The organism is Pseudalkalibacillus sp. A8, from assembly GCF_045920555.1.
In the GTDB taxonomy this organism is placed as follows: Bacteria; Bacillota; Bacilli; order Bacillales; family Fictibacillaceae; genus Pseudalkalibacillus.
Genome location: NZ_CP174509.1, coordinates 3,762,712 through 3,788,635 on the forward strand (window position 1 = coordinate 3,762,712; position 25,924 = coordinate 3,788,635).

24 protein-coding genes and 2 pseudogenes are annotated in these 25,924 nt (G+C 40.2%); 13 read left to right on the forward strand and 13 right to left on the reverse strand.

The window, feature by feature from the left end:
* From aroE to ACJROX_RS19495, 3 genes are read right to left on the reverse strand one after another with little or no spacing between them, the layout of a single operon-like run.
* Entirely contained in the window at window positions 1-837 is an 837-nt protein-coding gene (aroE, locus tag ACJROX_RS19485; protein ID WP_408006863.1) for a shikimate dehydrogenase, read from the reverse strand.
* Window positions 815-1,921, reverse strand: a complete 1,107-nt coding sequence (gene yqeH / locus ACJROX_RS19490) for a ribosome biogenesis GTPase YqeH (RefSeq protein WP_408006864.1) — start codon at window positions 1,919-1,921, stop codon at window positions 815-817. The genes aroE and yqeH overlap by 23 nt, the downstream gene beginning before the upstream one ends.
* A 3-nt stretch (window positions 1,922-1,924) precedes the next feature.
* On the reverse strand, window positions 1,925-2,440 hold the full coding sequence (locus tag ACJROX_RS19495; RefSeq protein WP_408006865.1) for a YqeG family HAD IIIA-type phosphatase: 516 nt from the start codon (window positions 2,438-2,440) through the stop codon (window positions 1,925-1,927).
* A 578-nt stretch (window positions 2,441-3,018) separates the two neighbouring features.
* Between ACJROX_RS19495 and ACJROX_RS19500 the strand changes: the two genes are divergently transcribed.
* The 8 genes from ACJROX_RS19500 to pssA all read left to right on the forward strand — a co-directional run bounded on the left by ACJROX_RS19500 (window position 3,019) and on the right by pssA (window position 9,562).
* Window positions 3,019-3,162: a sporulation histidine kinase inhibitor Sda gene (locus tag ACJROX_RS19500; RefSeq protein WP_408006866.1), complete on the forward strand. Its 144-nt coding sequence runs from the start codon at window positions 3,019-3,021 to the stop codon at window positions 3,160-3,162.
* A 364-nt stretch (window positions 3,163-3,526) separates the two neighbouring features.
* On the forward strand, window positions 3,527-5,863 hold the full coding sequence (locus ACJROX_RS19505; protein ID WP_408006867.1) for a Na+/H+ antiporter subunit A: 2,337 nt from the start codon (window positions 3,527-3,529) through the stop codon (window positions 5,861-5,863).
* Between the two features lie 2 nt (window positions 5,864-5,865).
* Window positions 5,866-6,204, forward strand: coding sequence for a Na(+)/H(+) antiporter subunit C (locus tag ACJROX_RS19510; RefSeq protein WP_408006868.1), 339 nt, complete (start codon window positions 5,866-5,868; stop codon window positions 6,202-6,204).
* Window positions 6,197-7,675, forward strand: a complete 1,479-nt coding sequence (locus ACJROX_RS19515) for a Na+/H+ antiporter subunit D (protein ID WP_408006869.1) — start codon at window positions 6,197-6,199, stop codon at window positions 7,673-7,675. Before ACJROX_RS19510 ends, ACJROX_RS19515 begins: the two co-directional genes overlap by 8 nt.
* A 6-nt stretch (window positions 7,676-7,681) precedes the next feature.
* A complete protein-coding gene (locus ACJROX_RS19520) occupies window positions 7,682-8,158 on the forward strand; it encodes a Na+/H+ antiporter subunit E (RefSeq protein WP_408006870.1) in 477 nt (158 codons plus the stop codon).
* Window positions 8,155-8,445: a Na(+)/H(+) antiporter subunit F1 gene (locus tag ACJROX_RS19525; RefSeq protein WP_225063550.1), complete on the forward strand. Its 291-nt coding sequence runs from the start codon at window positions 8,155-8,157 to the stop codon at window positions 8,443-8,445. The genes ACJROX_RS19520 and ACJROX_RS19525 overlap by 4 nt, the downstream gene beginning before the upstream one ends.
* On the forward strand, window positions 8,417-8,767 hold the full coding sequence (gene mnhG / locus ACJROX_RS19530; protein WP_408006871.1) for a monovalent cation/H(+) antiporter subunit G: 351 nt from the start codon (window positions 8,417-8,419) through the stop codon (window positions 8,765-8,767). Before ACJROX_RS19525 ends, mnhG begins: the two co-directional genes overlap by 29 nt.
* 255 nt (window positions 8,768-9,022) lie before the next feature.
* Window positions 9,023-9,562, forward strand: coding sequence for a CDP-diacylglycerol--serine O-phosphatidyltransferase (gene pssA / locus ACJROX_RS19535; RefSeq protein WP_408006872.1), 540 nt, complete (start codon window positions 9,023-9,025; stop codon window positions 9,560-9,562).
* A gap of 48 nt (window positions 9,563-9,610) precedes the next feature.
* On the opposite strand, the gene ACJROX_RS19540 is transcribed toward pssA, so the two are convergent.
* Both ACJROX_RS19540 and ACJROX_RS19545 read right to left on the reverse strand, forming a co-directional pair.
* Window positions 9,611-11,392, reverse strand: a complete 1,782-nt coding sequence (locus ACJROX_RS19540) for a M3 family oligoendopeptidase (protein ID WP_408006873.1) — start codon at window positions 11,390-11,392, stop codon at window positions 9,611-9,613.
* A 377-nt stretch (window positions 11,393-11,769) separates the two neighbouring features.
* Window positions 11,770-12,336 (reverse strand): HAD-IA family hydrolase, encoded by a 567-nt coding sequence (locus tag ACJROX_RS19545; protein WP_408006874.1) that lies wholly within the window; start codon window positions 12,334-12,336, stop codon window positions 11,770-11,772.
* A gap of 375 nt (window positions 12,337-12,711) precedes the next feature.
* Between ACJROX_RS19545 and ACJROX_RS19550 the strand changes: the two genes are divergently transcribed.
* From ACJROX_RS19550 to ACJROX_RS19565, 4 genes are all read left to right on the forward strand, one after another.
* Complete coding sequence (locus ACJROX_RS19550) at window positions 12,712-14,343, forward strand: amidohydrolase (RefSeq protein ID WP_408006875.1); 1,632 nt, start codon at window positions 12,712-12,714, stop codon at window positions 14,341-14,343.
* Window positions 14,344-14,348: 5 nt separating this feature from the next.
* Window positions 14,349-15,794 (forward strand): sodium:solute symporter, encoded by a 1,446-nt coding sequence (locus tag ACJROX_RS19555; protein WP_408006876.1) that lies wholly within the window; start codon window positions 14,349-14,351, stop codon window positions 15,792-15,794.
* A gap of 120 nt (window positions 15,795-15,914) precedes the next feature.
* Complete coding sequence (locus tag ACJROX_RS19560; protein ID WP_408006877.1) at window positions 15,915-16,247, forward strand: hypothetical protein; 333 nt, start codon at window positions 15,915-15,917, stop codon at window positions 16,245-16,247.
* A 148-nt stretch (window positions 16,248-16,395) separates the two neighbouring features.
* Entirely contained in the window at window positions 16,396-16,593 is a 198-nt protein-coding gene (locus tag ACJROX_RS19565; protein ID WP_408006878.1) for a hypothetical protein, read from the forward strand.
* Here ACJROX_RS19565 and ACJROX_RS19570 read toward each other — a convergent pair.
* The 6 genes and pseudogenes from ACJROX_RS19570 to ACJROX_RS19595 all read right to left on the reverse strand — a co-directional run bounded on the left by ACJROX_RS19570 (window position 16,594) and on the right by ACJROX_RS19595 (window position 23,265).
* Window positions 16,594-18,257, reverse strand: a pseudogene (locus ACJROX_RS19570) (IS1182 family transposase).
* Window positions 18,258-18,430: 173 nt separating this feature from the next.
* Window positions 18,431-19,516, reverse strand: coding sequence for an AI-2E family transporter (locus ACJROX_RS19575; RefSeq protein ID WP_408006879.1), 1,086 nt, complete (start codon window positions 19,514-19,516; stop codon window positions 18,431-18,433).
* Window positions 19,517-19,622: 106 nt separating this feature from the next.
* Window positions 19,623-20,009, reverse strand: a pseudogene (locus ACJROX_RS19580) (sigma-70 family RNA polymerase sigma factor); the annotation flags it as partial.
* Window positions 20,010-20,036: 27 nt separating this feature from the next.
* Window positions 20,037-21,545: a recombinase family protein gene (locus ACJROX_RS19585; RefSeq protein ID WP_408006880.1), complete on the reverse strand. Its 1,509-nt coding sequence runs from the start codon at window positions 21,543-21,545 to the stop codon at window positions 20,037-20,039.
* A gap of 724 nt (window positions 21,546-22,269) precedes the next feature.
* Window positions 22,270-22,584, reverse strand: coding sequence for an AzlD domain-containing protein (locus tag ACJROX_RS19590; protein WP_408006881.1), 315 nt, complete (start codon window positions 22,582-22,584; stop codon window positions 22,270-22,272).
* Window positions 22,585-23,265, reverse strand: coding sequence for an AzlC family ABC transporter permease (locus ACJROX_RS19595; RefSeq protein ID WP_408006882.1), 681 nt, complete (start codon window positions 23,263-23,265; stop codon window positions 22,585-22,587).
* A 185-nt stretch (window positions 23,266-23,450) separates the two neighbouring features.
* Here ACJROX_RS19595 and ACJROX_RS19600 point away from each other — a divergent pair, with 185 nt between their 5' ends.
* On the forward strand, window positions 23,451-24,023 hold the full coding sequence (locus ACJROX_RS19600; protein WP_408006883.1) for a helix-turn-helix domain-containing protein: 573 nt from the start codon (window positions 23,451-23,453) through the stop codon (window positions 24,021-24,023).
* 185 nt (window positions 24,024-24,208) lie between these two features.
* Here the strand turns inward: ACJROX_RS19600 and ACJROX_RS19605 are convergent, their stop codons facing one another.
* Together ACJROX_RS19605 and ACJROX_RS19610 are read right to left on the reverse strand one after the other, a co-directional pair.
* The gene (locus ACJROX_RS19605) at window positions 24,209-24,325 is read right to left on the reverse strand and encodes a hypothetical protein (RefSeq protein ID WP_408006884.1); all 117 of its coding nucleotides are present in this window, start codon (window positions 24,323-24,325) and stop codon (window positions 24,209-24,211) included.
* A 302-nt stretch (window positions 24,326-24,627) separates the two neighbouring features.
* Window positions 24,628-25,599, reverse strand: coding sequence for an NAD(P)H-dependent flavin oxidoreductase (locus ACJROX_RS19610; RefSeq protein ID WP_408006885.1), 972 nt, complete (start codon window positions 25,597-25,599; stop codon window positions 24,628-24,630).
* Window positions 25,600-25,924: the final 325 nt, after the last annotated feature.

Below are 25,924 nucleotides of genomic sequence, written 5' to 3' on the forward strand. Positions count from 1 at the left end.
TCATTTCCCTCCAAGCTTCTGTTCTACTGTTTTTTTCATCAAACCGAGGTCGGGTTGCATCCCTGTCCAAAGTTCAAATGAAAGTGCTGCTTGATGTATAAACATTGGCACACCATTTTGGATCGTGCATCCTTTTTCCAGCCCTTGTTTCAAGAACTTCGTCATCAATGGATTATAAATGATATCGACTACTCCTGTATGGGGTTCCAAATGCTCCGTAGAAATCGGTGTTTCGTGGAGGTTTTGGATCATTCCGATCGGGGTCGTATTGATGACGATATCATATTGCCCTAGGTTCGCTTCCGCTTCCTCTAATGATAGGGCCAGCCCACTGCTTCCTTCAAGCAACTGTTGGGCTTTTCCCGGTGTCCGGTTCGTGACAGACACCTTTTCGATCCCCCGCAAAAGGAATGTCTTTACAATAGCCCTAGCCGCCCCTCCAGCACCGATCACGAGAATATTCGCTTCTTTCAGATTGAAAGGATGGACTTGAAGTAAAGATTGATAAAACCCAGGACCGTCTGTATTGTATCCTTTCAGTGAAGATCCTTCAACGACTACTGTGTTCACTGCTCCGATCGCATCAGCGAAAGGGTCGATTTCATCCAATAGTCCGATGATATCTACTTTATGAGGGATGGTCACGTTGAATCCTTTGTAACCGGATTGGATGAGGATCTCAACTTTTGATGCCAATTCCTCTTTACGAACATGGACTGCGTCGTACTTCGCATTCATTTCCATTTGGTGAAAGCATGCATTATGGATATCAGGGGACATCGATTGCGAAATCGGGTCCCCGATGACCGCATATTTAGATAAGGGCTGATCGTACATAGACACCCACCCCTTCAGGTGCATATGCTGCCACTCTTGCAGGGACAGAAGATACAGTGATCCAACCGAGACCTGAAAATACGATATCAGTCTTGTCTTCTTTAATCGTAAATTCGTGCTTTGTCAATGTTGGCAATAGTTCAACATCTTCCGGATCAGGAGGACTGAGCAGTTCACCAACCTGTTTATCATAAAGATCTGAGGCTTTTTCAAGCTTGGTGCGGTGGATCGGTAATTCGTTAGACAAGTAACAGATGAACGACTGCTTTGGGCCTGCTTCGAAGTCAAAGCGAGCAAGGCCTCCCAAAAATAAGGTTTGTCCATCATTGAGTTGGTACACCTTTGGTTTGACCTCTTTTTTAGGTGTAATCTTTTTAAGGTCTTTCTTATTAATATAGTGCGCAATCTGATGATGATTAATAATCCCTGGTGTATCATAAAGTGAACTCTTTTGGTCTAAGGGTATTTCAATGAGATCCAATGTGGTTCCAGGATAATGAGAGGTCGTTATCAATGAGGAGGTTTCCTCACTGAATTCTTTAATCAGTTGGTTGATGAATGTAGATTTTCCGACATTCGTTGCACCGACTATGTATACATCTTTGTCATTTCGATATTCTTCTATGGTCGCTGCAACCTCTTTGACCCTCATCCCCTTTTCCGCACTCATCAATTCTACATCAATTACTTTCACCCCTAACTGTTTCGCTTCATATTTCATCCAATGTTTGATTTTATTCGGTTTGACCGATTTAGGCAGGAGATCAAGCTTATTACCAATCAGCAGGATCTTGTTCTTCCCGACGAACCGATGAATCCCAGTCAACCAGCTTCCACTAAAATCAAAAATATCGACAACCTTAACAATTAAAGCATCCTTAGAACCGATGCCAGACAAAATCTTACGGTAATCATCATCTGTAAGTGATACATCTTGTATTTCATTATAATGTTTCAGACGAAAACAACGTTGGCAAATCACTTGCTCTCTATTGAGTGCTGATGGAGGAGCATATCCTAACCGATCAGTCTTTTCAGTTTGAATAGGTACTCCGCAGCCCTCACAAAAAATCGGATTACTCAACAATCATTCCTCCCAATTAATTAAGCCTTTACGTTTCATCCACTGTAATACATGACGCTCCATATATCGATTCAGCTTTGTAGCCAGCCCATCACTTTTAGCGACAGGTACGACAAGGATGGTGTATAATCCTAGTCGATTTCCGCCGAGGACATCCGTGAAGATTTGATCTCCTACGACAACAACCTCATTATGTTGCAGTTTCATATTTTTCGCAGCTCGTTTGAACGCTTTAGTCATCGGTTTACGAGCTCGGAATATAAACGGGAGATTCAAAGGATAAGAAAAACTCCGAACCCGTTCCTCATTATTATTAGAAACGATCGTAACTTGCAACCCTTTATCCTTCAGCATCGCAAACCACTTGATCAATTCAGGTGTAGCTTCCGGGCGGTCCCATTCGACCAAGGTATTATCAAGATCAGTAATGATTCCTTTTATACCTCTTTCCAATAACTCATTCGCATCTATATCATAAATAGAAGGAACATGTTCATTCGGTAATAATTGTTTAAACACTACAAAAACACCTCGTATCCAATTCTTCTTCAGTCCTACCTTATTGTATCAATATTTTACCCTTCGACAATGATTTTTCCCATTCTAATCTTTAAAGTATTTCAGAAAACCGTATTTAGAAAGATGCAAGGTAAAAATCCCTTTCCTACACAAATCCAAACATCTTTTTTCAAAGAAAAAGCTCACTTGGAAGTAAAAAAACAAAAACTTTTCGACAAAATTCGACGTTTTCAGAATATGTGGATAACTTTACTCACAATATACACATTGAAATTTAACCAATTATATACTTTATAAACATCTTACCCACAAGTTATCCACTTCTTTTTGTGGATAAGAGAACGATTGTTCCTCATTCCATTTCATGGTAAGCTAGGTTTACATCATAACATAAAAGTTTATGCCAACTTCGATTTCAATATGACTTACAAATTATCTTTTTTGAAACCCCATGCTTCCTCTAAGTTAATCAAATTCGAACTTATAACTTTCATAAAAACAAGAACTTTTTATTAAGGACCGATCCTATTAATTTCTAAATGAGTCTGGAGGTGCGAAGCCCAATTTCGGCGCTGCTTATGGAAAATCTATCTGACGAACTCTTGATCGAATCCTATCACAAAGCAAAAGAGTTGAAACTGAGCCACGAATTTATCACACTGATCAAAAAAGAGATTGACCGAAGGCATTTGTCTACCAACTTGATTTCTACGCACTTATAACCGAACCAACATTCATTGTTGGTTCTTTTTTTTACTTCTTTTCAACTCATTTAATAGAATCTGAGTAACAGGTCCATTAGATCAAAATAGTTGCTGTTAAAGTTTGGAACTTGGGTGATAATAAGATTAGTAAAGCAACTTGGCGAAATCAACCTTGGAGTAGGTTGAGCCTTGTTGTGCTTATGCTGAAGAATGTAACTTATCCTTTCTCCATGTGAAAAAATTTTCAGTAGATTGTAACAACCATAGTTTTTTAAGGTCATTTGACGTTAAAATTGTTGATAATCATGAGTTATTGTGATTACAATGGGAATGGTACATAACATTATTTGATACGGAAATCTTGATAGGAGGATCTTTTTTTATGTTGCAATATGCAGTCCTTGCTCCGTTCCTTACGGCATTGGTGGTGCCGTTTTTCTTTAGATACATACGGGCAATTCATACAGGATGGTTAATCCTCCCAATTCCTTTTGGGATCTTTGCGTATTTTTTATCACAGCTTACTAATATTTCAGAAGGCAATAATCAGCTTTCAGTGGTCCAATGGGTACCTTCGCTTGGCATGAACTTCAGTTTTTATTTGGATGGACTTAGTTTACTGTTTTCATTATTAATCAGCGGAATAGGGACACTTGTAGTTTTATATTCCATTTTTTATTTGAATAAAAACGAAAAGTTGCATAATTTCTATGTATTCTTGTACATTTTCATGGGTGCGATGCTTGGTGTCGTACTTTCCGATAACATCTATGCGTTGTATTTGTTCTGGGAGTTGACGAGTTTATCCTCCTTTCTGTTGATCGGGTATTGGTATGAGCGTCAAGCTTCCCGTTACGGTGCATTAAAATCTATGATCATCACGGTATTAGGTGGTCTTTCCATGCTCGGTGGGCTTATCCTGCTTTCAATCGTTACAGACACAACGAGTATACGGGAAATGATTGCGGCGAGCGACACAGTCCTTGAAAGTCCTTATTTCACTGGCATATTAGTGTTGATCCTATTAGGTGCGTTTACAAAATCAGCACAATTTCCTTTCCATATCTGGCTGCCAGATGCAATGGAAGCACCTACCCCGGTCAGTGCATTCCTTCACTCGGCAACGATGGTTAAAGCTGGAATCTACTTGACTGCTCGCCTTTTCTTATTGTTCGGAGGCACCGATATCTTTTTCGTTTTAGTCACAGGCTTTGGTCTATTGACCCTCTGCTGGGGATCCTATATGGCTGTCCGGCAAACTGATTTAAAAGCGATCCTTGCTTTTTCAACGATCAGTCAGCTGGGGATGATCATGACGATGCTGGGCTTTGGAACGAAGGCTGCAGTTTTCGCTGCGGTTTTCCATATTTTCAATCATGCGACTTTTAAAGGAAGTCTGTTCATGGTGGCTGGAATCGTGGACCATGAGACAGGTACTCGTGATATTCGTAAGCTTGGCGGTTTGATGACATTGATGCCGATCTCGGCGACATTAGCTTTCTTTGGCGCCTTTTCAATGGCAGGTTTTCCATTGCCGATCTTCAACGGCTTTTTAAGTAAGGAAATGTTCTTCCAAACATCATTGGAATTAGAAACCACTTCTACGTTGGTGGCTAGCGTTGCACCATTTGTGCCGGTCCTGGCTGTGTTGGGAAGCATTTTTACATTCGTCTATTCAATGTATTTCTTTTTCCATACATTTACGGGAAAGACACGTGGCGAATTGAAGAGCAAGCCACACGAAGCACCTATTGGGATGCTAATATCACCTATCTTATTGGTCGTGTTCGTTGTCGTTGTCGGCCTGCTTCCAAATCTGATCAATGACCCTATTCTAAAGCCGGCTACTGCGGCGATATTTGGTGAAATACCAGACAAGCATATTGCATTCTGGCATGGGTTTGAGCTTCCGTTATTTATGTCATTGATCGTTGTCGCTCTAGGAACAATCTTGTATCTGACACGAACGAAATGGCAGGCTGTCTATAATTGGATACCTGGTGTTTTAAGTGCGAATAAATCATACGATTACCTCTATAATATGCAATTCCGTGTTTCTGAAAAGATAACCCGGACTTATATGACTGGATCGATCAGACATTATGTGCTCTATATCCTAATTTTCATAATTGGAGCAACAGGCGTGACGCTGTTCGTTACAGATGGTTTCGTCATCGATACGAGTGACCTTGCGCCGATTTCTTGGCCGGAAGTCGTAGTCGGCTTGGTAATGGCGATTGCTGCATTTGCCACTATTTTAATGAAGAACCGGATTGCAGCCATCCTGGTTCTGGGGATTGTCGGGTATGGTCTATCCTTATTATTTGTTTTCTTCAGAGCACCAGACCTGGCCTTGACACAATTGATCGTAGAAACAGTTACGGTTGCACTGTTTCTACTGTGCTTCTATCACTTGCCGAAGCTCGATACGAAAAAACAACCTGTTGGAGCAAAAACACTCAATATCATTATCTCTGCTTCCGTAGGTGTCTTAGTGACATTGGTAGCCGTAGCATCACATAGCTCGAAGAAATTTGACACGATCGCACATTATTTCATTGAAGAATCTCACCATCTCGGGGGCGGGAATAATGTTGTGAACGTAATACTTGTAGACATGCGTGGATTGGATACCTTGTTTGAAATCACCGTACTCGGATTGGCCGCATTGGGGATCTACGCAATGATTCGACTCCGCGATAAGGAGGAGATGGATTAATCATGGAAATCATCATGTCGATACTGGCCGGCATTCTTTTTTCTACCGGTGTCTATCTATTATTGCAAAGACAAATAGTGAAGATTGTCTTTGGTACCGCTCTATTATCTCACGGGGCCCACTTGCTTATTTTGACAATGGGGAAATTGAACAGAGGTGCTCCTCCGATATTGGAAGAGGGGATCAAAGCATATACCGATCCCCTTCCCCAGGCACTGATTTTGACTTCCATCGTCATCAGCTTTGGGGTCACTTCATTTTTACTCGTGCTGGCATATAGAGCCTATAGAACGAATAAAACAGACAACATGGAGCAATTAAGGGGATCTGATCATGACTAATTTAATTTTTCTGCCAATCTTGATACCGCTCATCGCCGGTACCATGTTCGTCTTTTTCAGAAAGAGACTTCCTCTGGTCCGTGCTGGAACTCAAATTGCCACAATTCTCAACCTGGTTGTAACGGCCTTTATCACTTATTATGTTGTAGAAAATGGGACGCTCGTTTTACAAACTGGTGGCTGGATCGCTCCATATGGGATCATACTTGTAGGTGATGGCCTGGCAATGTCTCTGATCCTTACGACAAACGTCATTGCAGTCGCCGCTGCATTTTATGCACCCTATTCATTAGACAAAGGTAGAGAAGAATTTTACTTTTATACCTTTTTTCTGATCCTTATCGGAGGCGTTAGCGGAGCGTTTTTGACTGGGGACATATTCAACCTTTTCGTTTTCTTTGAAGTATTGTTGATGGCGTCATACGGTCTGATTGTCCTCGGTGGCACGAGACAACAGCTTCGTGAATCGATCAAATATGTATTGTTGAACCTATTCTCTTCAATTCTTTTCGTAACGACGGTAGCCTTCCTGTACTCCGTAACGGGTACCGTAAACATGGCTCAATTATCTGTGCGTGTAGGTTATGTCAATCAAACCGGCATCTTAACGACAATTGGTATCCTCTTTTTTATCGTTTTTGCAACAAAGGGGGCTTTGTTCCCGCTGTATTTCTGGATGCCTAATGCATATACGAAACCACCAGCGGTCATTTCTGCATTGTTTGGTGCTTTATTGACCAAAGTAGGGATTTATTCGATCATACGGATTTTTACATTGATCTTTAACGGAAATATCGATTATACCCATACTTTCTTCATCTTATTGGCCGGTTTCACGTTGATTTTCGGTGTTGCAGGAGCATTATCGACGAACAACATCAAATTGATCATTGCTTACAACATCATTCCTGCTATCGGCTTTATGATCATGGGGGTAGGGGTGTTCAGTAGTCTATCGCTCTCCGGCTCCATTTATTATTTGATCCATGACATGGTGATTAAAGCTGCCTTGTTCTTGTTAGTGGGGGCAGTTGCCATTGCAGCCGGTACATCCGATCTTCGGAAGATCAGTGGTTTAATCAAGGAATACCCATTTCTCGGTTGGATGTTCTTCATTGCTGGAGTTGTTTTAGCAGGATTACCGCCGTTCAGTGGATTCATCGGTAAATTACAGCTCTTGCAAAGTGCCTTTGAAAACGGTCACTATGTGATTGCCATTGTCGGGTTGATTACTAGTTTATTGATTTTAGTATCGGTCATGCGGATCTTCATCCTTGGATTTTGGGGTGAGGGAATGGAATTACCACAGCATACGCGTTCGATCAGACCATTGTATTTCCCAATTTCCTTTCTACTGGTTTTTTCTATCGTTTTGGGAGTTGGAGCAGAATGGTTTCTACCACATATCCAACAAATCGGTGTTGATTTGACAGAGCCTTCTGTTTATATCGACGCGGTCTTAAAGGAGTAGTTAGATATGGCATTTCAACTTTTAATCAACCTTGGAATCGGGCTGATATGGATGTTCTTGATGGAATCATACGATTTTGGCACGTTCCTGATCGGATTCATCATCGGGATTTTTCTCTTGCTCTTAATGAACAGGTTCATACCTGATACATTCTATTTAAGATATGTGTTTGCTATATGGAAGCTTATCCTTTTATTCATTAAAGAGCTTCTGATTGCGAATATAGAGGTCTTGAAAATGGTCTATAAACCAAAGATGGATATGCAACCAGGAATCGTAGCGCTTCCGATCGATTTGAAGACCAACTGGGAGATCACGCTGCTGGCTAATCTGATCACATTGACACCTGGAACATTATCAGTAGATGTTTCGGTAGATAATAAATTCCTATATATCCACGCAATGGATCTGCCTGATGTGGATGAAACGATCAATCAAATTAAGGGAACTTTCGAGAAGGCGATAAAGGATGTGACACGATGAGCTCATTACTACACAATGTCATCTGGCTATGTATGGTCATCAACTCGATTTCAATCCTCATGCTGCTCTATCGTGCCATCAAAGGTCCTTCAAATCCTGATCGAGCGGTAGCAATCGACACAATCGGGATCAACCTGATATCCATGACAGGTCTTGTTGCTATACAATTGAGTACGATCAGATTGAATGATGTAATCTTATTAATTGGTATTTTGACCTTCATCGCAACGATTGCGATTGCGAAATTCTTGGAAAAGGGTGTTATCATTGATCGAAGTCGTGATTAGTGTCCTAGTATTGATCGGTACATTCTTTGTATTTTCGAGCTCACTGGGAATCCTGCGTTTTCCGGATGTGTATTCAAGGCTTCATGCTGCCACCAAAAGTGCAACACTCGGTGTATCAGGTGTATTGGTTGCTGCATTCATCTTCTTTATTGTAGAAGAAGGTATGTTGAGTGGAAAACTGATCCTTGGAATCCTCTTCGTCTTGATGACTGCCCCAGTCGCAGGTCATATGATTTCACGAGCAGCGTATCGTACGGGTGTACCTCTTTCCGATCGTACGATAAAGGATGAACTGCAAAAGAAATATAATGAGGAATCTTAATAAAATAGAAGGCAAACAGCTGACAGGTTATCGTGTTCTGTCAGCTGTTTCATTTACCAAATGCTCTGTTTATAGACATGCATTTCCGTATAGTTAAAGAAGTGTGAACATTTTACAATAAAGTAATTTGAATTGTTAAGCATTTGTAAAATAAGGCTTTCTTATTATGAAGTTGTGGCATATAATAGTTTTAATCAGCTCAAAGGGATTGGATTTTTCATTTAAGTGAGAAGCCAATAAGGAGTGACTTGTATAATGTACTTTTTGGACCGGGTTGACCATACACTGAAGCGGATGAAGAGTCAAACCGCTAACGCAATGACACTTTTGAACATGACATTGGGTGCTATAGCCATTGTATGTATTTTAAAAGGTCAATTGGAGTTGAGCTTTTGGTTCATCTTTTTATGTGCTTTGTTTGATCGGTTTGATGGAATGATTGCGAGGAAGCTGCAAATAGAATCAGAGTTTGGTAAACAACTTGATTCCCTTTGTGATTTGATTTCTTTCGGAGTTGCGCCGGCATTCTTGATCTACCAAGCGGTCTTACATGAGTTTGGTACTCCGGGCATCGTCTTTATCATCATTTATATGCTTTGTGGTGCAATCCGTTTAGCCAGATTCAATATTACTGAATTTGACGGACATTTCAGAGGTGTTCCGATCACTGCAGCAGGATGTATCGTAGCCCTTTCCTTCTTGACAGTGAATATGATACCGAACTTTATTTTCATGTTCCTTATCCTCATCCTCTCATTCCTGATGATCAGTAATGTAAGTGTCAAAAAACGATAGTATAACAAAAAGGTGCTGTTCACTTGAACAGCACCTTTTCTATTGGTTTTATTTTGTCAATTTCAAGAATTCCTCTACATCCTCTACTGCAAGTTGGATTGCATTTTTCCAGAAGTTCGGTTTAGTAAGATCTTCTCCAAGATGTTTCTCAGCTAAATCCTCTACTGACATCGTCCCTGTGTCTTGAAGCAAGGCGATGTACTTCTCTTCAAATGCTGATCCCTGTTCTCTTGCAATCGCATAAATTCCAGCACTGAACATATATCCGAAGGTATACGGGAAGTTATAGAACGGTACGTCTGTGATATAGAAATGTAACTTGGAAGCCCAGAAATATGGGTGATATTCCCCTAAAGCATTATGATATGCGTCTCTTTGTGCTTCTTCCATCATTTCTTTCAATCTAGTAACTGGGACGAGTCCCTTTTCTCTCTCGCTGTAAAACCGTGTCTCGAAAAGGTAACGTGCATGTATGTTCATGAAGAATGCAACGGAACGCTGGATCTTATCCTCAAGGAGCACAATCCGTTCTTCTTCTGTCTTTGCTGTTTCGACAGCTGCATCTGATACAAGCATCTCTGCATAAGTAGAAGCTGTTTCTGCCACATTCATCGCATAATTTTGATTCAAGTATGGAAGTTCATCCATGACATGTTGATGATAAGCATGACCAAGCTCGTGAGCAAGTGTTGAAACATTGCTTGCAGTACCAGAGAATGTCATGAAAATCCTTGTTTCTTTGGTATTCGGAAAACTAGTACAGAACCCCCCAGGACGTTTTCCAGCTCGATCTTCTGCTTCAATCCATGCTTTTTCAAACGCTTGACGAGAAAACTCACCCATTTTAGGATTGTAGCGATTGAATTGCTCAATAATGAAGTTAGCTGCTTCATCATAAGTGACTTTCGTCTCTACTTTTCCTACTGGTGCATCAACATCAGTCCAGCCAAGCTTTTCAAGACCTAGCATTTCTGCTTTTCGATCCAAATATTTCACAAAGATGTTTTTGTGCTGTTCGATGACCTTCCACATCGTATCGAGCGTCTCTTGACTCATACGGTTGATGGTTAAAGGTTCTTTCAATACAGAGTCCCAATTACGATGTTGATACGTGTTCAATCTGAACCCTGCCAGGTGATTTAATGCCTCTGAACAAAAATCTTCTTGTTCTTCCCAAGCTTTTTCATAAGCTTCAAACGCACGGTGGCGGATTTCCGGGTTTTGACTGGACAATTTGTTATCCAACTGACCGACAGAAAGGTCTTTTTTCTCTCCATCTTCTTCAAAAGGAATGCTCATCTTTCCAACGACCAAGTCATAAAGGTTGGACCATGCGTGATAGCCGTCAACTGCCAAGTCATTAATAAGTGATTCTTGTTCGAAACTGAGCTTTTCCACAGCGTTTTTACGGCGTTCACTTAAGGCATAGTTATATGGATAAAGTTCATCGTACTGGAGTAGCGTTTTCAATTCATTATCGGTTATTTCTGTCAATTTAACATCGAATTGTGTCCACAATGAATGATATTTTGCCCCGATTTGATCGAGTTTACCTCTGATGGCTACTGCCTCTTTGTCCTTCACATCCTGTGCGACCAGGCATCCGACATACGCACTGCTTTCGTGGAGACGAGAAGATAATAGACTCATCTCTTCCACCACTTTTGCAAGATCCTCATGATTCTGTGGATTACACTCATCGATTGTATTCTTAGCTGCTACAATCTGTTCTTCAATAGATTGTATGTATGCCTTCAATTCTTGAGATGAACTGCCACCTTGAAAAATATTTTCCAAATTCCACTTCTGAGGTAACTGTGTTAATTTCATCGACATCCTCCCAACAAAATATGTAATAACTTTATTATAAAGAATATTCATGAATTTAAAAAGAGAATGCATTCGACCTGATTGTTCCCGTTTTAGAAGTAAGGCTCTTTTAGCAAAGATTGTGGTTTTTAACAATCCTATCGTAATGGAGTGGAAATATACTTGCTTTCCCAATTTTTAGAAAACATCCAAAAATAAAAAAACAGACACTTGAGGTGCCTGCTTTTTAATCGTATGCACACGCATACATGAAGTAAACGAGCATTAATATCAGGGATATATTGAATATGATTTCCATACTGCCCAAACTCACCCCTCTTCTCCGATTATTATAATGTATATTTCCACAAACCCCTACTGATTAACCTTCTTTTACTCTATTTTCTTAAAATATCATACAGTTCTTTGTATGTATGTACATAGTAATCCATACCCTCAATGGTGTCATTTTGGAAGCTGCAAGTCGCAATACCGAGTTCCTTAGCTGGAATCAAATCCAATTCACGGTCCCCGACTACAACATCGACAGAATACTCTTTCAAAATGTGTTTATAAGCTGATGTATCCGGCTTCCTCGGAAATTTATCTTCGTAGCCGATTATTTTTGTAAAATGCCCTGTCAACCCGTGATGATCCAATACATTCTTAACGACTTTTCTCGAGTTATGCGTCACGATGAAATTATAGTCGGCAAGCTCGAGTACTTTCTCCAAATCTTCAAAAGGAATGAATTCTGAAGGTTCCAGTTCATTCACCAATTTCCGTAACTTCTCTTTCAACTCTTCTGAAAAACCGTAATGTTCAAAAGCATGTGTGAAGGAAATTTTCAAATGTCTGAAAATCTCTTCTTCAGCTGTATCGTCTGCCAGTATTTTCTTAAACAGTTTTACAAATAGACGATAACTATCTACCAGTGTCCCATCAAAATCCCAAAGAATATTCATTTTTACCTCCCTTCTTCCTCTATTTTGTATATTTTTACTGCCCTCCATTCAATTAGTTCCATATATGTGTAAATTAGTCCTATTTATTTTTCAATCTCACCATACTATCATCCCTAATTTTCGCTTTAATTAGAATTATCTAATAATTACATTGACCTTGCAAGCAAATCTTGATAGGTTATTAATATCTTCAAATACTAATTTCAGGAATAACTGTTCGTCTAATCGACTTTACTGGTCAAAGTAAAGCAACTCTTTAGATGCAAAAGCCAGTTATATGTACAGGGGGTAAGTATGTCAATTTACCTGTGCTGTCCATATTCCTGGCTTTTTTTCACATATAGGCTACATAAATAAAATCAGGAGGCAGGTTTCATGAAATATGAAAATTTGATTTTCTTAAATGGCGATGTACTGACGATGAATGATGAAACCCCTACAGCTGATGCTGTGGTCGTGAAGAATGGGATCATCACCTACGTCGGTGGCGAAAAAGAAGCATTATCCTGGAGGGAAGATAATACTGAAATCATCGATTTGGACGGGCGGACCTTGATGCCGAGCTTCATCGAAAGTCACATCCACCCTTCCATATATGGACTTACGCTATTAGAAGTTGATTGTAAGCCCACCTCCACACCATCAATTGATCACCTTTTAGATAAAGTGCGTGGTAAAGTAAGCAACACGCCCAAAGGCCAATGGATTAAAGGATGGGGATGGGATGATAGTAAACTAGTAGAAAAACGTAATCCCACACGATGGGACTTGGATCAAGTGGCACCGGACCATCCTGTCGTTTTAAAGCGAACTTGTGCCCATATGTCAGTGGTCAATTCAAAAGCCCTGGAGTTAAGCGGAATTTCAGAAGATACACCAAATCCTGATGGAGGGAATCTCGAACGGGATGAACATGGAAAACTGTCTGGCTTATTACAAGAAAAAGCCCAAGGTCTGCTTGCTGCTCCAAAGTATGGCCATGCTGACATGATCGAGGGAATGAAACTTGCGCAAAAACAGTTTGCTCAATGGGGCATCACCACTGTGCATGACATGTCGACTCAAACTGCTGACCTTCAATTATATCAGTATCTGCTAGAAAAGGATGAATTGGATGTAAGAGTAAGACCATGGATATGGGCCATTGATCAGAATGGATTTGACGGATCCCTTGATGAAGTGGTCTCTGTCGGATTAAGGAGCGGTTTCGGAAACGATATGTTAAAAATCCAGGGCTTGAAATTCATGCTAGATGGAAGTGTCGGGGGCAAAACAGCTGCAGTTACGGAACCATTTGAAGGCACGAATGAGACAGGCATTCTGTATGATGACGAAAGTGAAATTTTCCCATTGATGAAAAAAGGGATCGAATCTGGCTTGCGGATCGCCATCCATGCGATTGGTGATCGTGCGATAGAGGTTGCCATCAGAGCGTATGAAAAAATCAATGAAACGAATGATTTGACCTCTATGCGCAACCGGATTGAACATTGTGCCTTACCTGCCTGGGACCATCTTCAACGTATGAAAAGACTTGGATTGGTTGCTGCTTCATCTGTAGGCTTCCTCTATCATATAGGTGATAATTATTTAAACAAGCTAGGTAAAGAGCGCATGAAAGGTGTTTTCCCACAAAAATCATTCAAAGAGTTTGGTATTGTTGCACCTGGCAACTCGGATCTACCTGTCAACGATGGAAACCCTTGGTTGGGAGTTTACGGTGCGGTAACTAGAAAATCATCCAGTGGACAAGTTCTTGATGATTCCCAAAACATTTCAGTCTGGGATGCTTTGAAAGCTTATACAAGAGATGCTGCATATAGTTCCTTTGAAGAGCAGGCTATAGGGGTCATCAAACCAATGGCCAAAGCGGATCTTATGGTCATATCAGATAATCCCTTGAAAGTTGATGTAGAAAAGTTAATAGATATGAAAGTTGAAAGAACTTACTTAGAAGGAAGATTGGTTTATTGTGACTCTACCATTTTTGAAGCCATGAAAGGATGAACGTGATGTTTAGTGAACAGCAACAGTTGATTTTAATTTCAGTCGTAGTGGTTTACTTCATATTCCTGTTCGGTTTATCCCTCTACGTAAATCGTAAAATCAAAACGTATGATGATTACAATGTAGCGAGCCGTTCGGTCTCCCTGCTCCCCCTTATCCTTACTTTTACCGGAACGGCGATCGGTGGATCGATTTTACTTGGGTACATGACGAATGGTTATCTGTTCGGAATGGGACAACAGTGGTTGGCAATCGGATTCACTTTGACATCTATCGTGATGGCGATCTTTTTATTGAAACGGATCCGTTTACTCGGAGAAAAATACAATATGGTCACGCTAGGTGACTTCACTGCTTTACGTTATGGAGAGGGTGCAAGAATACCGACTGTCATCAGTATCATGGTTGCTTATTGTGCGATAACTGGTATGCAATTCGTATCGATTGCCACCATTTTGGACCTGACTATTGGAATGAGCATGACAGCCGGCATCCTCATCAGCTGGGTCCTTTTAACTTTAAAAACGTACTTTGGAGGACTTAAGTCTGTCATCTGGCAGGATGCAATACATGGGACCATACAGACGGTTGGGGTATTCATCCTTTTTGCGGTCATTTTGTATACAGTCGGTGATTGGGGTGCAGTTGCAGAAACCGCCAGTAATACGGAAAACGGAAACATGTTGAGCATCTTCAATATTTCGACTTCAGACTTCTTAGTCTATATGCTGACGATCGGTGCTTATCAATTCGTCAGACAAGATCTTTGGCAACGTTTCTGGGCAGCAAAGGATATCAAGACAGCTAAATCTGGATATTGGGCAGCGATTATTCTAGGGTTCTTGACTGCTGCAATTGTCGTGGCGATCGGAGTTTTCACCAAGTTCGGTTTGAATATGACGAACCTAGATCCGGCATTGATTTATTATGAAGTCATAGGAGCTGTATTGCCGTTTACAATGGTCATTGTCATGCTGATCGCCTTGTTAGCGACTGTCATATCCTGTGCAGACTCGTTTTTCATAGCAGCATCTTCCTCGATCGTCAATGATATCGTCAAACCGAGGATCGGCGATATCAACAATCGAAAAATGCTCCTTTACAGTCGTCTATCAGTTGCGATCGTCTCAGTCGTATCCCTTCTTTTAGCCCTTTATATTCCGCAATTGGTCACTCTGTGGATAACAGGCTCTGCGATGCTCGTTTCAGGACTTCTTGCACCAGTGTTGTTCGGATTATTTTGGAAACGTACAACGAAAAGCGCTGGGATCATGGCAATGTGGTTCGGGCTGGTTGTTGCACTCATCTGGCAAATAGCAGGACATCCTTTCGGGCTTCACCCGGTATTCATCGGGCTCCCTGTATCAATTGCGACCATCTTGTCAGTAACATTGCTGTCACCACGGGAAAGTGAAAATATCCTGTATGAAGATTTGAAGAAAACCGTTTAAAAACTGATAGAAGAGCCCCAGCCATTGATATATTAATGGCTGGGCTTTTCTATGAAACTGTCCTATACTCTTTTTCTATGATTTATTGTAATATAGTGAATAAGGGGAGGCGTTCAACACATGAGGAAGATTTTTATTATTAATCTACTATTTGTTCTATTTGTTTCTTTAGCCTTCATAACCCCTTATCAGCAATTTGATCAACAGACCCTGACGCCTTCTGAAGAAAAAGTACTGTCCTCTTTTGGATATTTGGCTCCTTCAGAGAGCGCAGCCTTATCCACCACCATACTTATTCCGAAAGTGCATTCCAAAACACTTTTCAATGATCACTACCTATTCGCAGAATTATCCGAAAGTGTTGCTTTCGACTTGGTAAGTGGATCTCCTCACTTTTTAAATGCTGCCATTTTCATTTATGCAGTTATGTACCAGTCCAATTATCTCTCCTAAAAAGTTCTTATCAAGACCGGGTTATCCCACAAATGGATATCATGACAAACTCTTTCTGTTTTTTCACGACTCAGATAAGAGTGATTTTGTGTTGGGAAATTAATCTATCCATTCAAACTAATCGAGGAATTATAGGAGAGATGATCTAGTGAATAATAAAAAATCAAGCAAAAAAGATTCGATTGATACTATTGTAATCATGTTATCGATCAGTATTGTATTTTTCGGTGTGATGATTATGGCTGGGAAAGTGACAGGGAATGATTGGCTGACTTTATTACCTGAAGTCTCATGGGAAAACCTTATTTCGGAAAAAGCCTTGAAAGAATTGTTCTATTTAAAATGACTATAAAGCAATAAAAGGGGCTGTCCCAAAAGCCCTTTTCAATGAGTAAAAGCCACTGAGAAAATGAAAATTCTCTGTGGCTTTTTTCCTTTTTGAATCTTGTTTAGAAAACAGGCGGTTCTGTTCCGCCTGTTTCAGGAAGTTGTGGGCTATGGCGATCAGCCCGAATTCGATATTCACTTTCTCAAGGCCTCTCAGTGAAAACCGGCGGAACGATCGATTACCCTTGATATGACCAAACACACTTTCTACTTCAACTTTCCGTTGTGCGTAGATTTGTGCGCCCTCGTCAGAACAAAGGTTCTTCTTGGCTTTTTCTTTTAGTTCCTCATACACAGGATTGAAATGGACTTGCCGGTTCCCTTTTGCTTTTGTTTCTCCTTTAATGGACATTCACTACAGTCTTCACATTCGTATATCTTGAAATCTCTGGTGTATCCATATTTATCTGTTCGTTGAGAATAGTGCTTGAATAGGACTTTCCGTTGGTTGGGGCAAATATAATAATCGTCTTCGGCACAATACGCCCAGTTATTCACGTGACGCGGATCTTTTTTATAAGCTCGAGATTGTTCTTTTCGCAACGTATTGTAAGGAATCAAGGTCTTAAATTCTTCTTCCTCGGCATACACATAATTGGCCTCTCCTCCGTAGCCAGCATCTGCGACGACATATGTAGGGATCGGAAGTCCTGTAGCTTTCAGCTTTTCGATATGCGGTTCAAAACAACGCGTATCCGTTGGTCGTTGATGGATTGAGTATCCCACGATAAATTGATTTTCGGTCCCAGCTTGCACGTTATATCCAGGTTTCAATTGACCATTCTTCATGTGATCTTCTTTCATTCGCATAAACGTGGCATCGGTGTCCGTTTTCGAATAGCTGTTTCGATCGCCAAAGGTCGCTTGTTGGGTCTCATACTTCTGAAGGCGCGGGAGAAAATCTTCCTTCAGCTTTTTATGTACTTTACGTTTGGCTCGGAGGACGGATTTCTTCTCTTTTTTCTTTTCCTTATCTTTTTCCTCATCAGCTTCGGTTTCGGCTTGGATGACCTGCTTTTCCACGTGTTGCACGACTTTTTCTAACTGTTCGGAAGTCACACGTTGAACCGATTCTTCCTCCTCTGAGAGGATCTTTTCATCTAAACGGATAGCGTCTTCAATGTATTGGAAGGTTTGATGAATGTTCTGTTGAAGCTTTTCTTCGTATCGATCCGTTGCTTTTTTCCATACAAACGTGTACTTATTCGCATTCGCTTCCAGCTTCGTCCCATCCAAAAAGTAATTTTCCATTGATATGTATTTTCGATCTAATAAGAGCTTGATCAGTTCTGTAAATAGAGGTTCGATCATTTCTTTCATCCGTTCCGAACGGAAACGGTTGATTGTTCGAAAATCTGGTGTTTGTTGTCCGGCTAACCACATCATCGGAAGATGTTCTCGAAGAGACTTCGCGATTTCACGGCAGGAATAGATCTTTTGAGTATAGGCATAGAGGATCACTTTTGTCATCATTTTGGGATGATAGGAACTGCGCCCGCCTCCTGGAAAGTGAGAAAAGAAAAGGTCGTCGTTTATCTGATTAACCATAGAATTGATAACTCGTACCACATGATCTTCAGGAATTAAATCACTGTGATCCATTGGTAGAACCAATTGTCCCATGTTATAATCAATAAAAGTAGCTGAAGAGTTACTCAAAAGAATCGCCTCCGATTTTGTTTAATTGTGGGTTTGGTCGCTTACATTATAACGAATCAGGCGATTTTTTTGTATAAATAAGAGGGGCTGCCCACAAAAGTCTATGTGTAGACTTTTGGGACAGCCCCCTTTTTTGTTCAGGTAGAATTTCCATACAATTTGATAAGTCGTTTCGTATGGATCACGATTACTTTCCCGACAGCATAAGTAGGGATTGCCAGGATTAGTCCTAGCACACCGCCTATTGCGCTGGCTACAAGTAACAGCAATATAACGGTCAATGGGTGAACATCCAATCGCCTCCCCATAACCTGCGGAGAGATCAAATTGCTTTCAATTTGCTGGATGACAACAACTCCTAGTATGGCGTACAAGGCGGTCATCGGTGATTGGATCAATCCAACGATTACTCCAGGTACAGTTCCGATTATAGGGCCCACAAACGGTACGACATTCAATACCAGTGCTATCAAGGCAAGGATCAACGCATAATCCAGACCGATGATGAGGTACCAGATATATACGAACGTTCCGATAAACAAACTGACGATCAACTGCCCTTGGATGAATCCACTTAATGCTTCATCCATATCTCTTAATATCGTCATTCCTTCATCGCGGTGTTTTGCAGGTAAAAACCTAAGGATAGAACCTGGAAGCTTGTCTCCATCTTTAAGCATGTAGAAGAGAATAAACGGCAGCAGTATGAGAACGATGATGATGTTCGTCAGTATGCTTAAAAATGATATGATATAACTGCTGACAGTGGATGAAATATTGCCGATTGATTCGGATAAGCGTTCGGAGAGATTCCCTTCTTTTATCATTTCACTACCTAAAAAACGTGAAACCGCAGGGTTTTGCTTCCACTCCTCCATTTTCTTTTTGAAATCTTCCGCTAATTCCGGAGCACCATTCACCAATCCTTTCACCTGTTCTTGTAAAATTGGACCAACTGACCAGAATACCCCTGTGACAATCCCTGTAAATACCAAGTATACGATCAAGATGGCCAACACTTTAGGTATCTTCAATTTTCGAATCCATTTGACTAATGGCCGGAACAAATAGAAAAACACACCTGAAACGACGATAGGGAAGAATAAAGTCGTGATCAGGATTCCAATCGGTTTAAATAAAAAAGATATTTCGGTCCCTATCCATACGATGATAAATAATAATAAAACCCAAATGAGTGCACGAAATAATTTTGACTGTAACACCCCTCCAACCTCCTCTCTACTTTTCAATCAATACCCTTTCAGAGATGTTTTCTAACTTTTTGGACATGAGAAAAGCCCTGGCAAGTATGCCTAGGGCTGTTGTTCGCTATCCCTTCTCTTTGTCATTCCTCTGTCTGTAGAATTCATGAAACAGTTTCATCAGGGCGCGCTTTTCGATTCGAGAGACATAGCTTCTTGAGATTCCCAGGTCTTTTGCAATCTCTCGTTGGGTCCGTTCTTTCTCCATATCGAGTCCAAAGCGGCCGACGATGACTTCTTTTTCACGATCATCGAGAATATGGATGTGTTCGTAGATTTGTTTCTTTTCCATCTTTAACTGAATGGTATCGACAATGTCATCAAGGTCGGCTTTGAGGACATCGATAAGGGTGATTTCATTCCCCTCTTTATCTGTTCCGATCGGGTCGTGTAAGGAAACATCCTTCTTCGTTTTCTTGATTGCCCTCAAATGCATGAGAATTTCCATTCTAATGTCAACAGTATAGCGTTAAATAATGAATTAGAACGTATAGATTTTTATACGATCTTCATACACTCTGATCTCTTTTACAACATGTCGGATAAGGGATCTTTTATCTTCAAAGGTTAGCTCCTTTTGTCCTTTTGAAAAGTAAAATTCAGCTGCTTCCTGGAGCAACCTCTTCCCATAAATGTGTTGATCTATATTCTTTCTTGCTTTCTCCAGATCTTTTAAATCTTTCGTAAGTCGTTCTTCTTTATCTTTTAGCTCCCTTAAGGATTCCCTGATTTCTTCTTCTGAAATCTCTAATCCTTCTGAGAATAAGGTCAATAATTTTTTTCTCCCGTTTTTCATCTTATTGATTTCAGATTTTAGCCTTTCCATCTCTATCTCCTCAAAATTTGGTTTTTCTTCTTCTCCAGCTCTTTCTGAAGCAGCTGCAATTTCTTCTGGTGCATTTAGCCATTGAAGAATTGTATCCCAAACTTCTTGGTCCAATTTTTCAACTTTTATTCTACGACCACACCCGGGATGGTTAGCACCGGAATAGTTCTTATAATCTGAATAGACAAGTTCCTTTACTCCCCAATTTGAAACTTTCATACCTACCATTGTATTATTACAATTTCCACAACGAAGCAACCCACTTAACAAATAATCATGTTTTGCTTTCTTTGCCCACCTACGTCTCGACTCGTTCAACAACCTCTGCGCATGTTCAAATGTTTCGACATCGATGATCGCCGGACACTCGATTGGAATCCATTCTTCTTTGGGCCGTTCTCTCATTGGAACTCGATCTTCTTTGGATTTATACTTATTTCCAAGCATCCCCTCTGTGTTCCATCGATTTTGGTAAAATTCACCCGTGTATACACGATTCATCAATAACTGTCGAACCACTTGACGGTGCCAGACTTTTGCACCGCGTTTTGTAGGTATACCTTTGTTTGTAAGATATTTAGCGATTCCGTTGATTCCTTCAACAAGATCATTTGGTTGCGTAAAGAGGTTGAAAATAAGCCTTACAACATTTGCTTCCTCTTGATTGATGATAATTTGGGAGTTTTCCTTATCATAATCATAACCGTAAATTTGGAAGTTCCTTAATACTTTTCCTTGTCGGGCTTTCTCCCTTCTGCCACGGCTCATTCTTTCATTGATCTTCGCTTTTTCAAATTCAGCGATAGCTCCGCGCATGCTATAAAAGAGATTGCCTTCTGGTGTCTTGGTATATTCACTAGTCACAAAAACTAGCTCTACACCGCGTTTTTCAATTTCATCGGTTATAATCAACTGATTCATCAACTTACGTGAAAGTCGGTCAGGGTCTAAACATATAACTTTCGTGATCAGACCATCACGGACGTCATTCCTTAATCTTGTTAATGCGTGGCGATCTAGAATTTCCCCAGATATTCCTCGATCAACATACTCAATGACTTCACTTGAATTTGCTTTCTTCCGGCACTCCTTTAATTGATCCTCGAGGCTGAATCCCTTTTTCGCCTGTTCTTCTGTGCTCACCCTTGCATAAATCGCAATCATTGAGTTTCTCCTTCCTGTATTTTTCCTTCAGATAAGAGTAACAAGAATACCGAATCCGGTCAGTAGAACTTCCTTCAATGATTTTGACATGCATCTTGCATCACCTCTTTAAAAAGGTATGCGAATATGGCTTGCCCACTTTCTTGTATAAGCAATTGAAAAATAATTAAAAAGAGTGTATGGTTTTCTTTTTCAAAAGTATCGGGTATAATAAAATTAGAAAGTTTGAATACAATAAAAAAGACCGTCGGTGCGGGTAACACCAACGGTCAAGCAATAGCAGGTTCCCTCAAAGGGGGATCAGCGACAAAGCGGAATAATCCACCTGAGCCACTAACTCAAGGGTGGATTATTTTTTATGGTTAAACGACAGTACGACAACAATTAAAGTTGTAAACGCGCATGCGCACATCAACGCTTCAAATACCGTCATTCAGCACCACCCCCTTTCAGTTGGGAGTGTGCCGGCCACCCCTGAGAAATCCTATTCTATTGCCCGTTCATTAAACATAGATACCCTTATCATTTTGTCGTTTAAAAAGAGAATCGATGACGAAACCTGTCCAATAGATGTACGGAACATATAATTGGTAGTTATAAGTCGCTCAGAAAATGACTTATGAATCAAATAAACCGCCAGAATATTAGAGGTATATACAGGGATATCAAGTTGGCAGACACATAGTCAAATCATGCGTATGACGAAGGCAGGAAGTTCTCAATATTAACTTAAATAACGTGTTAACAATCCGATCATTGCTCCAAGAACAACAGCAGGAAGAAACATTTTTATGAATTTCATAGTAATTGCTGTGAAAAGACAGGCTATTAGAACCGAAAATGAAATAACAAGTTGTCCATCAACCGGAACTAAGATTTGTTTGATGATAAGTGCTGATATAATTCCAACTGGCACATAATTGAAATATAAACGCAAGGTAGGACTCATCTCTCGTCCTGACATTAATTCGACGCCAATGATGCGTGTCATATAAGTAGAAATTGATAGTAAAGCGATTAGAATCCAATGGTTGAACATTCAGGACCTCTTCTTCAAATAGAGACCTACTAGTGGTGCAAGAACTCCAGTAATGATGATTGTAAATTGATTGCCTGGCATGAAATATTCAAGACCAATAGCTATCACAACTGCAGCCAAGGCCGTCGCTATTACTGGTCTATCTTTAAGACTAGGGATAAGAAGAGCTACAAAAGTGACCGGGAACGCCAAGTCTAAACCCCACTTTTGTGGATCCACTTGATTGCCGATCATAGCGCCAATGAGTGAAGAGAAAAACCAAGCTATATAGAAAGTAGAAGCTACAATACCAAAATAAAGTGGATCTGAACCAAGTCTATTAAACCTTGAACTTCCCAAAACAAAAGGTTCATCTGATACCCCAAAAGATAATAGCCATCTCCATTTTTTTGCAGGTGCAAGACCTTCTGCAAGGGCGGCACCGTATAACAAATTGCGTAAATTCAACAAAGCTGAGGTGAAAAGCACACTTACAACACTTGCACCAGCTGTTAACATTGCGACAGTAACCATTTGTACAGATCCTGAAAACACCAATAACGACATTGCTACAGTACCTAATATAGTAAAATGGGCTTGACTTGCTAGTACGCCATAAGATAAGCCATATGCCGCTATAGCAATTGCTAATGGTAAAGATTCCATAAAACCAGCTCTTATTGTACTTTTTTTATCCTCCACAACTACACCTTCCTAGTAATGGCAGACGTTTTAATTTATCCTTGTGCTATAATCAAGAATGGTATAATATAATATACCACTTATTATATTATAATTTTTATGTTTTGCAAACTATAATATACTAATGATTAATTTAAATATATCGAAATTATAAATGGACTGATGGATTTAAGGAGGAATTTGAAATGAACTCAAAAACATCTTGGGAAGATGGAGATGCCGGTAAACGTATTGGAACGAATCTTCGGCAATTCCGAAAGAATAAGGGAATAAGTATTGAGGCATTGGCTAAACAAGTCGGAGTCAGTAAGTTAACATTGATTAAGATTGAAAGTGGGGAAGGCAATCCGACACTGTCAGTAATCTGGAAGATTGCAAATGGTCTAAATGTACCTATAACTACACTTTTATCTATCGAATCTGATGTCTCGGTAGCTCGGAAGGAAAAGGGGCTACAACTAGCTAGTTCAAATGAAGTTTTGGTTGCTGAGCCATTATTTCATTCTCGTGGTCTAATGGAGCTTTACCGTGGATACCTACAGCCAGACAGTGAGTATCTCTCTGAAGCACATCAGTCTGGAGTGATGGAATATGTTACAGTCATGTCAGGTCAATTAATCATAGAAGTAGACGGTGATACTTACCACTTGGAAGAACACGATTCAATTCGTTTTGCAGGCAATCGACCGCATAAGTATATCAACCCTACCGCTTCCTTATCAATCTTACACTTTGTCATTTCTTACAATAATCTTTAAATGAATTTCGTTATCATAAAAGCAGCTGAACTGTTCGAAATCGGCTGCTTCATAACTGTTGTATGTTCGTAGTTTAAAAAAATGTTTCAAGTATTATTAAAAAACACCCTAAGCTTTGGCAACCAAATCATCATGATCATCATAAATTACACAATCGGCGTGAGTAAGGTTTCTGCCTTCCTTGACTACATGTGCATGCGCGAGTAACAATCCCCTTTTGCGCCTTTTAAAAAGGTCACATTAAGATCCACTGTCACTACTTTTTGTTTACTGTTTTTATCAGCCTCTATTGTATTGCACATCGCTACATCAGCGAATGATGAGATGATACCCCCGTGTAACCCCTAAGCTATTTAAATATAGTCGTTTAATAGGTAAAACCACTTTAACACTTTTTTCGTAAATCGGACAAAGGAAGGATAGAACTATAGATGTTGATTCGAATGTTTGGGCAAGTCCATATTTGTAAGCACCTATTAAATTTTCCCATAATAAAGAAGGGTAAGATTGATATCGATCATAACGATATTATATAGACTAAGCCCTAATCTTCATTTTTCCTATATGTAATAGAGCCCGGAACATTCCAGGCTCTATTTACTACTCATGAAGAAGTTACGACCAGGCTTTCTTGTGCTTGTTCATATTCTTCCTTAAGCTCGTCGACGATTTCTGTGACGGATTGGACGTGGTGGATTTGGTTAACACCTTGTCCGGCGGACCATATATCCTTCCATGCCTTAGAATCGGATTGATTGAGAGAGGAGAGATCAACCTTCTCCTTAGATTTTAATTGTTCGATATCGATACCTGCTTTGGTGATGCTGCTTTTTAAGTAATTGGCTTTTACACCTGTGAACGTATCCGTGTAGATGAGATCATCTAACTTGGAATCAATGAGCATATCCTTATATTCGGCAGGTGCAAAGCTTTCTTTTGCAGAGATGAACCTTGTCCCCATGTAAGCCATATCCATCCCTAACGCCTGTGAAGCCAGAATATCTCGCCCGCTTGAAATACAGCCCGCCAGTATCGTAATTCCATTCCAAAACTCTCTCACCGCACCAGCGAATGCAAAACTGTTGATCGTACCTGCATGTCCTCCCGCTCCTGAGCATACGAGGATTAGTCCGTCTACCCCGGTTTTAGAAGCCTTCCGAGCATGCAGTACCGTCGCTACATCTGAAAAAACGAGCCCTCCATAGCCATGGACGATTTCTACGACAGCAGATGGATTACCTAATGACGTAATAACAATTGGTGGCTCATATTTTTTTACTAATTTAAGATCCGTTTCGTAACGTTTATTGGAACTGTGGACGATCAGATTTACTGCCCATGGGGCTACTTTTCTAGCGGGATTATTTTCTTTGGCAGATACTAATTCAAAACGAATTCTTTCCATCCATTCTTCTAAAGTCGCTTCTGTTCGGGCATTCAATGATGGAAACGAACCAATGATCCCTGCTTTACAGCTTTCAATGACAAGCTCTGGGCTAGATACGAGAAACATTGGTGCAGAAATGACAGGTAAAATAAGTTCTTTTGAAATTCGCTCAGGAAGCTTGGTAGTCAAAGGGAAAAACTCCTTCCATTATTCCTTATTCACTATTAACTTAATTACGCCATAAACGGCTGTATCTCCTTCTTGTTTAACGATCTTCTGTCTGGCAAAACGCCCACCTTTTAATTGTATTTTTATAAAAATGATTCACTCCGAGCTTATAAATCCTCTGTCTTCCCCCAAAAAAAGACACATCCTTCTTTGATTTGGATGGAGCAAATTCTTTATTGGAGTAAAACTAAATCAAATTAAGATACTAACCATCATACTTACCGAATCCTATTATTTCGTTATCCTGCCCAATTCTTCAGTAAGATAAGGGCGATCACCTTATGCA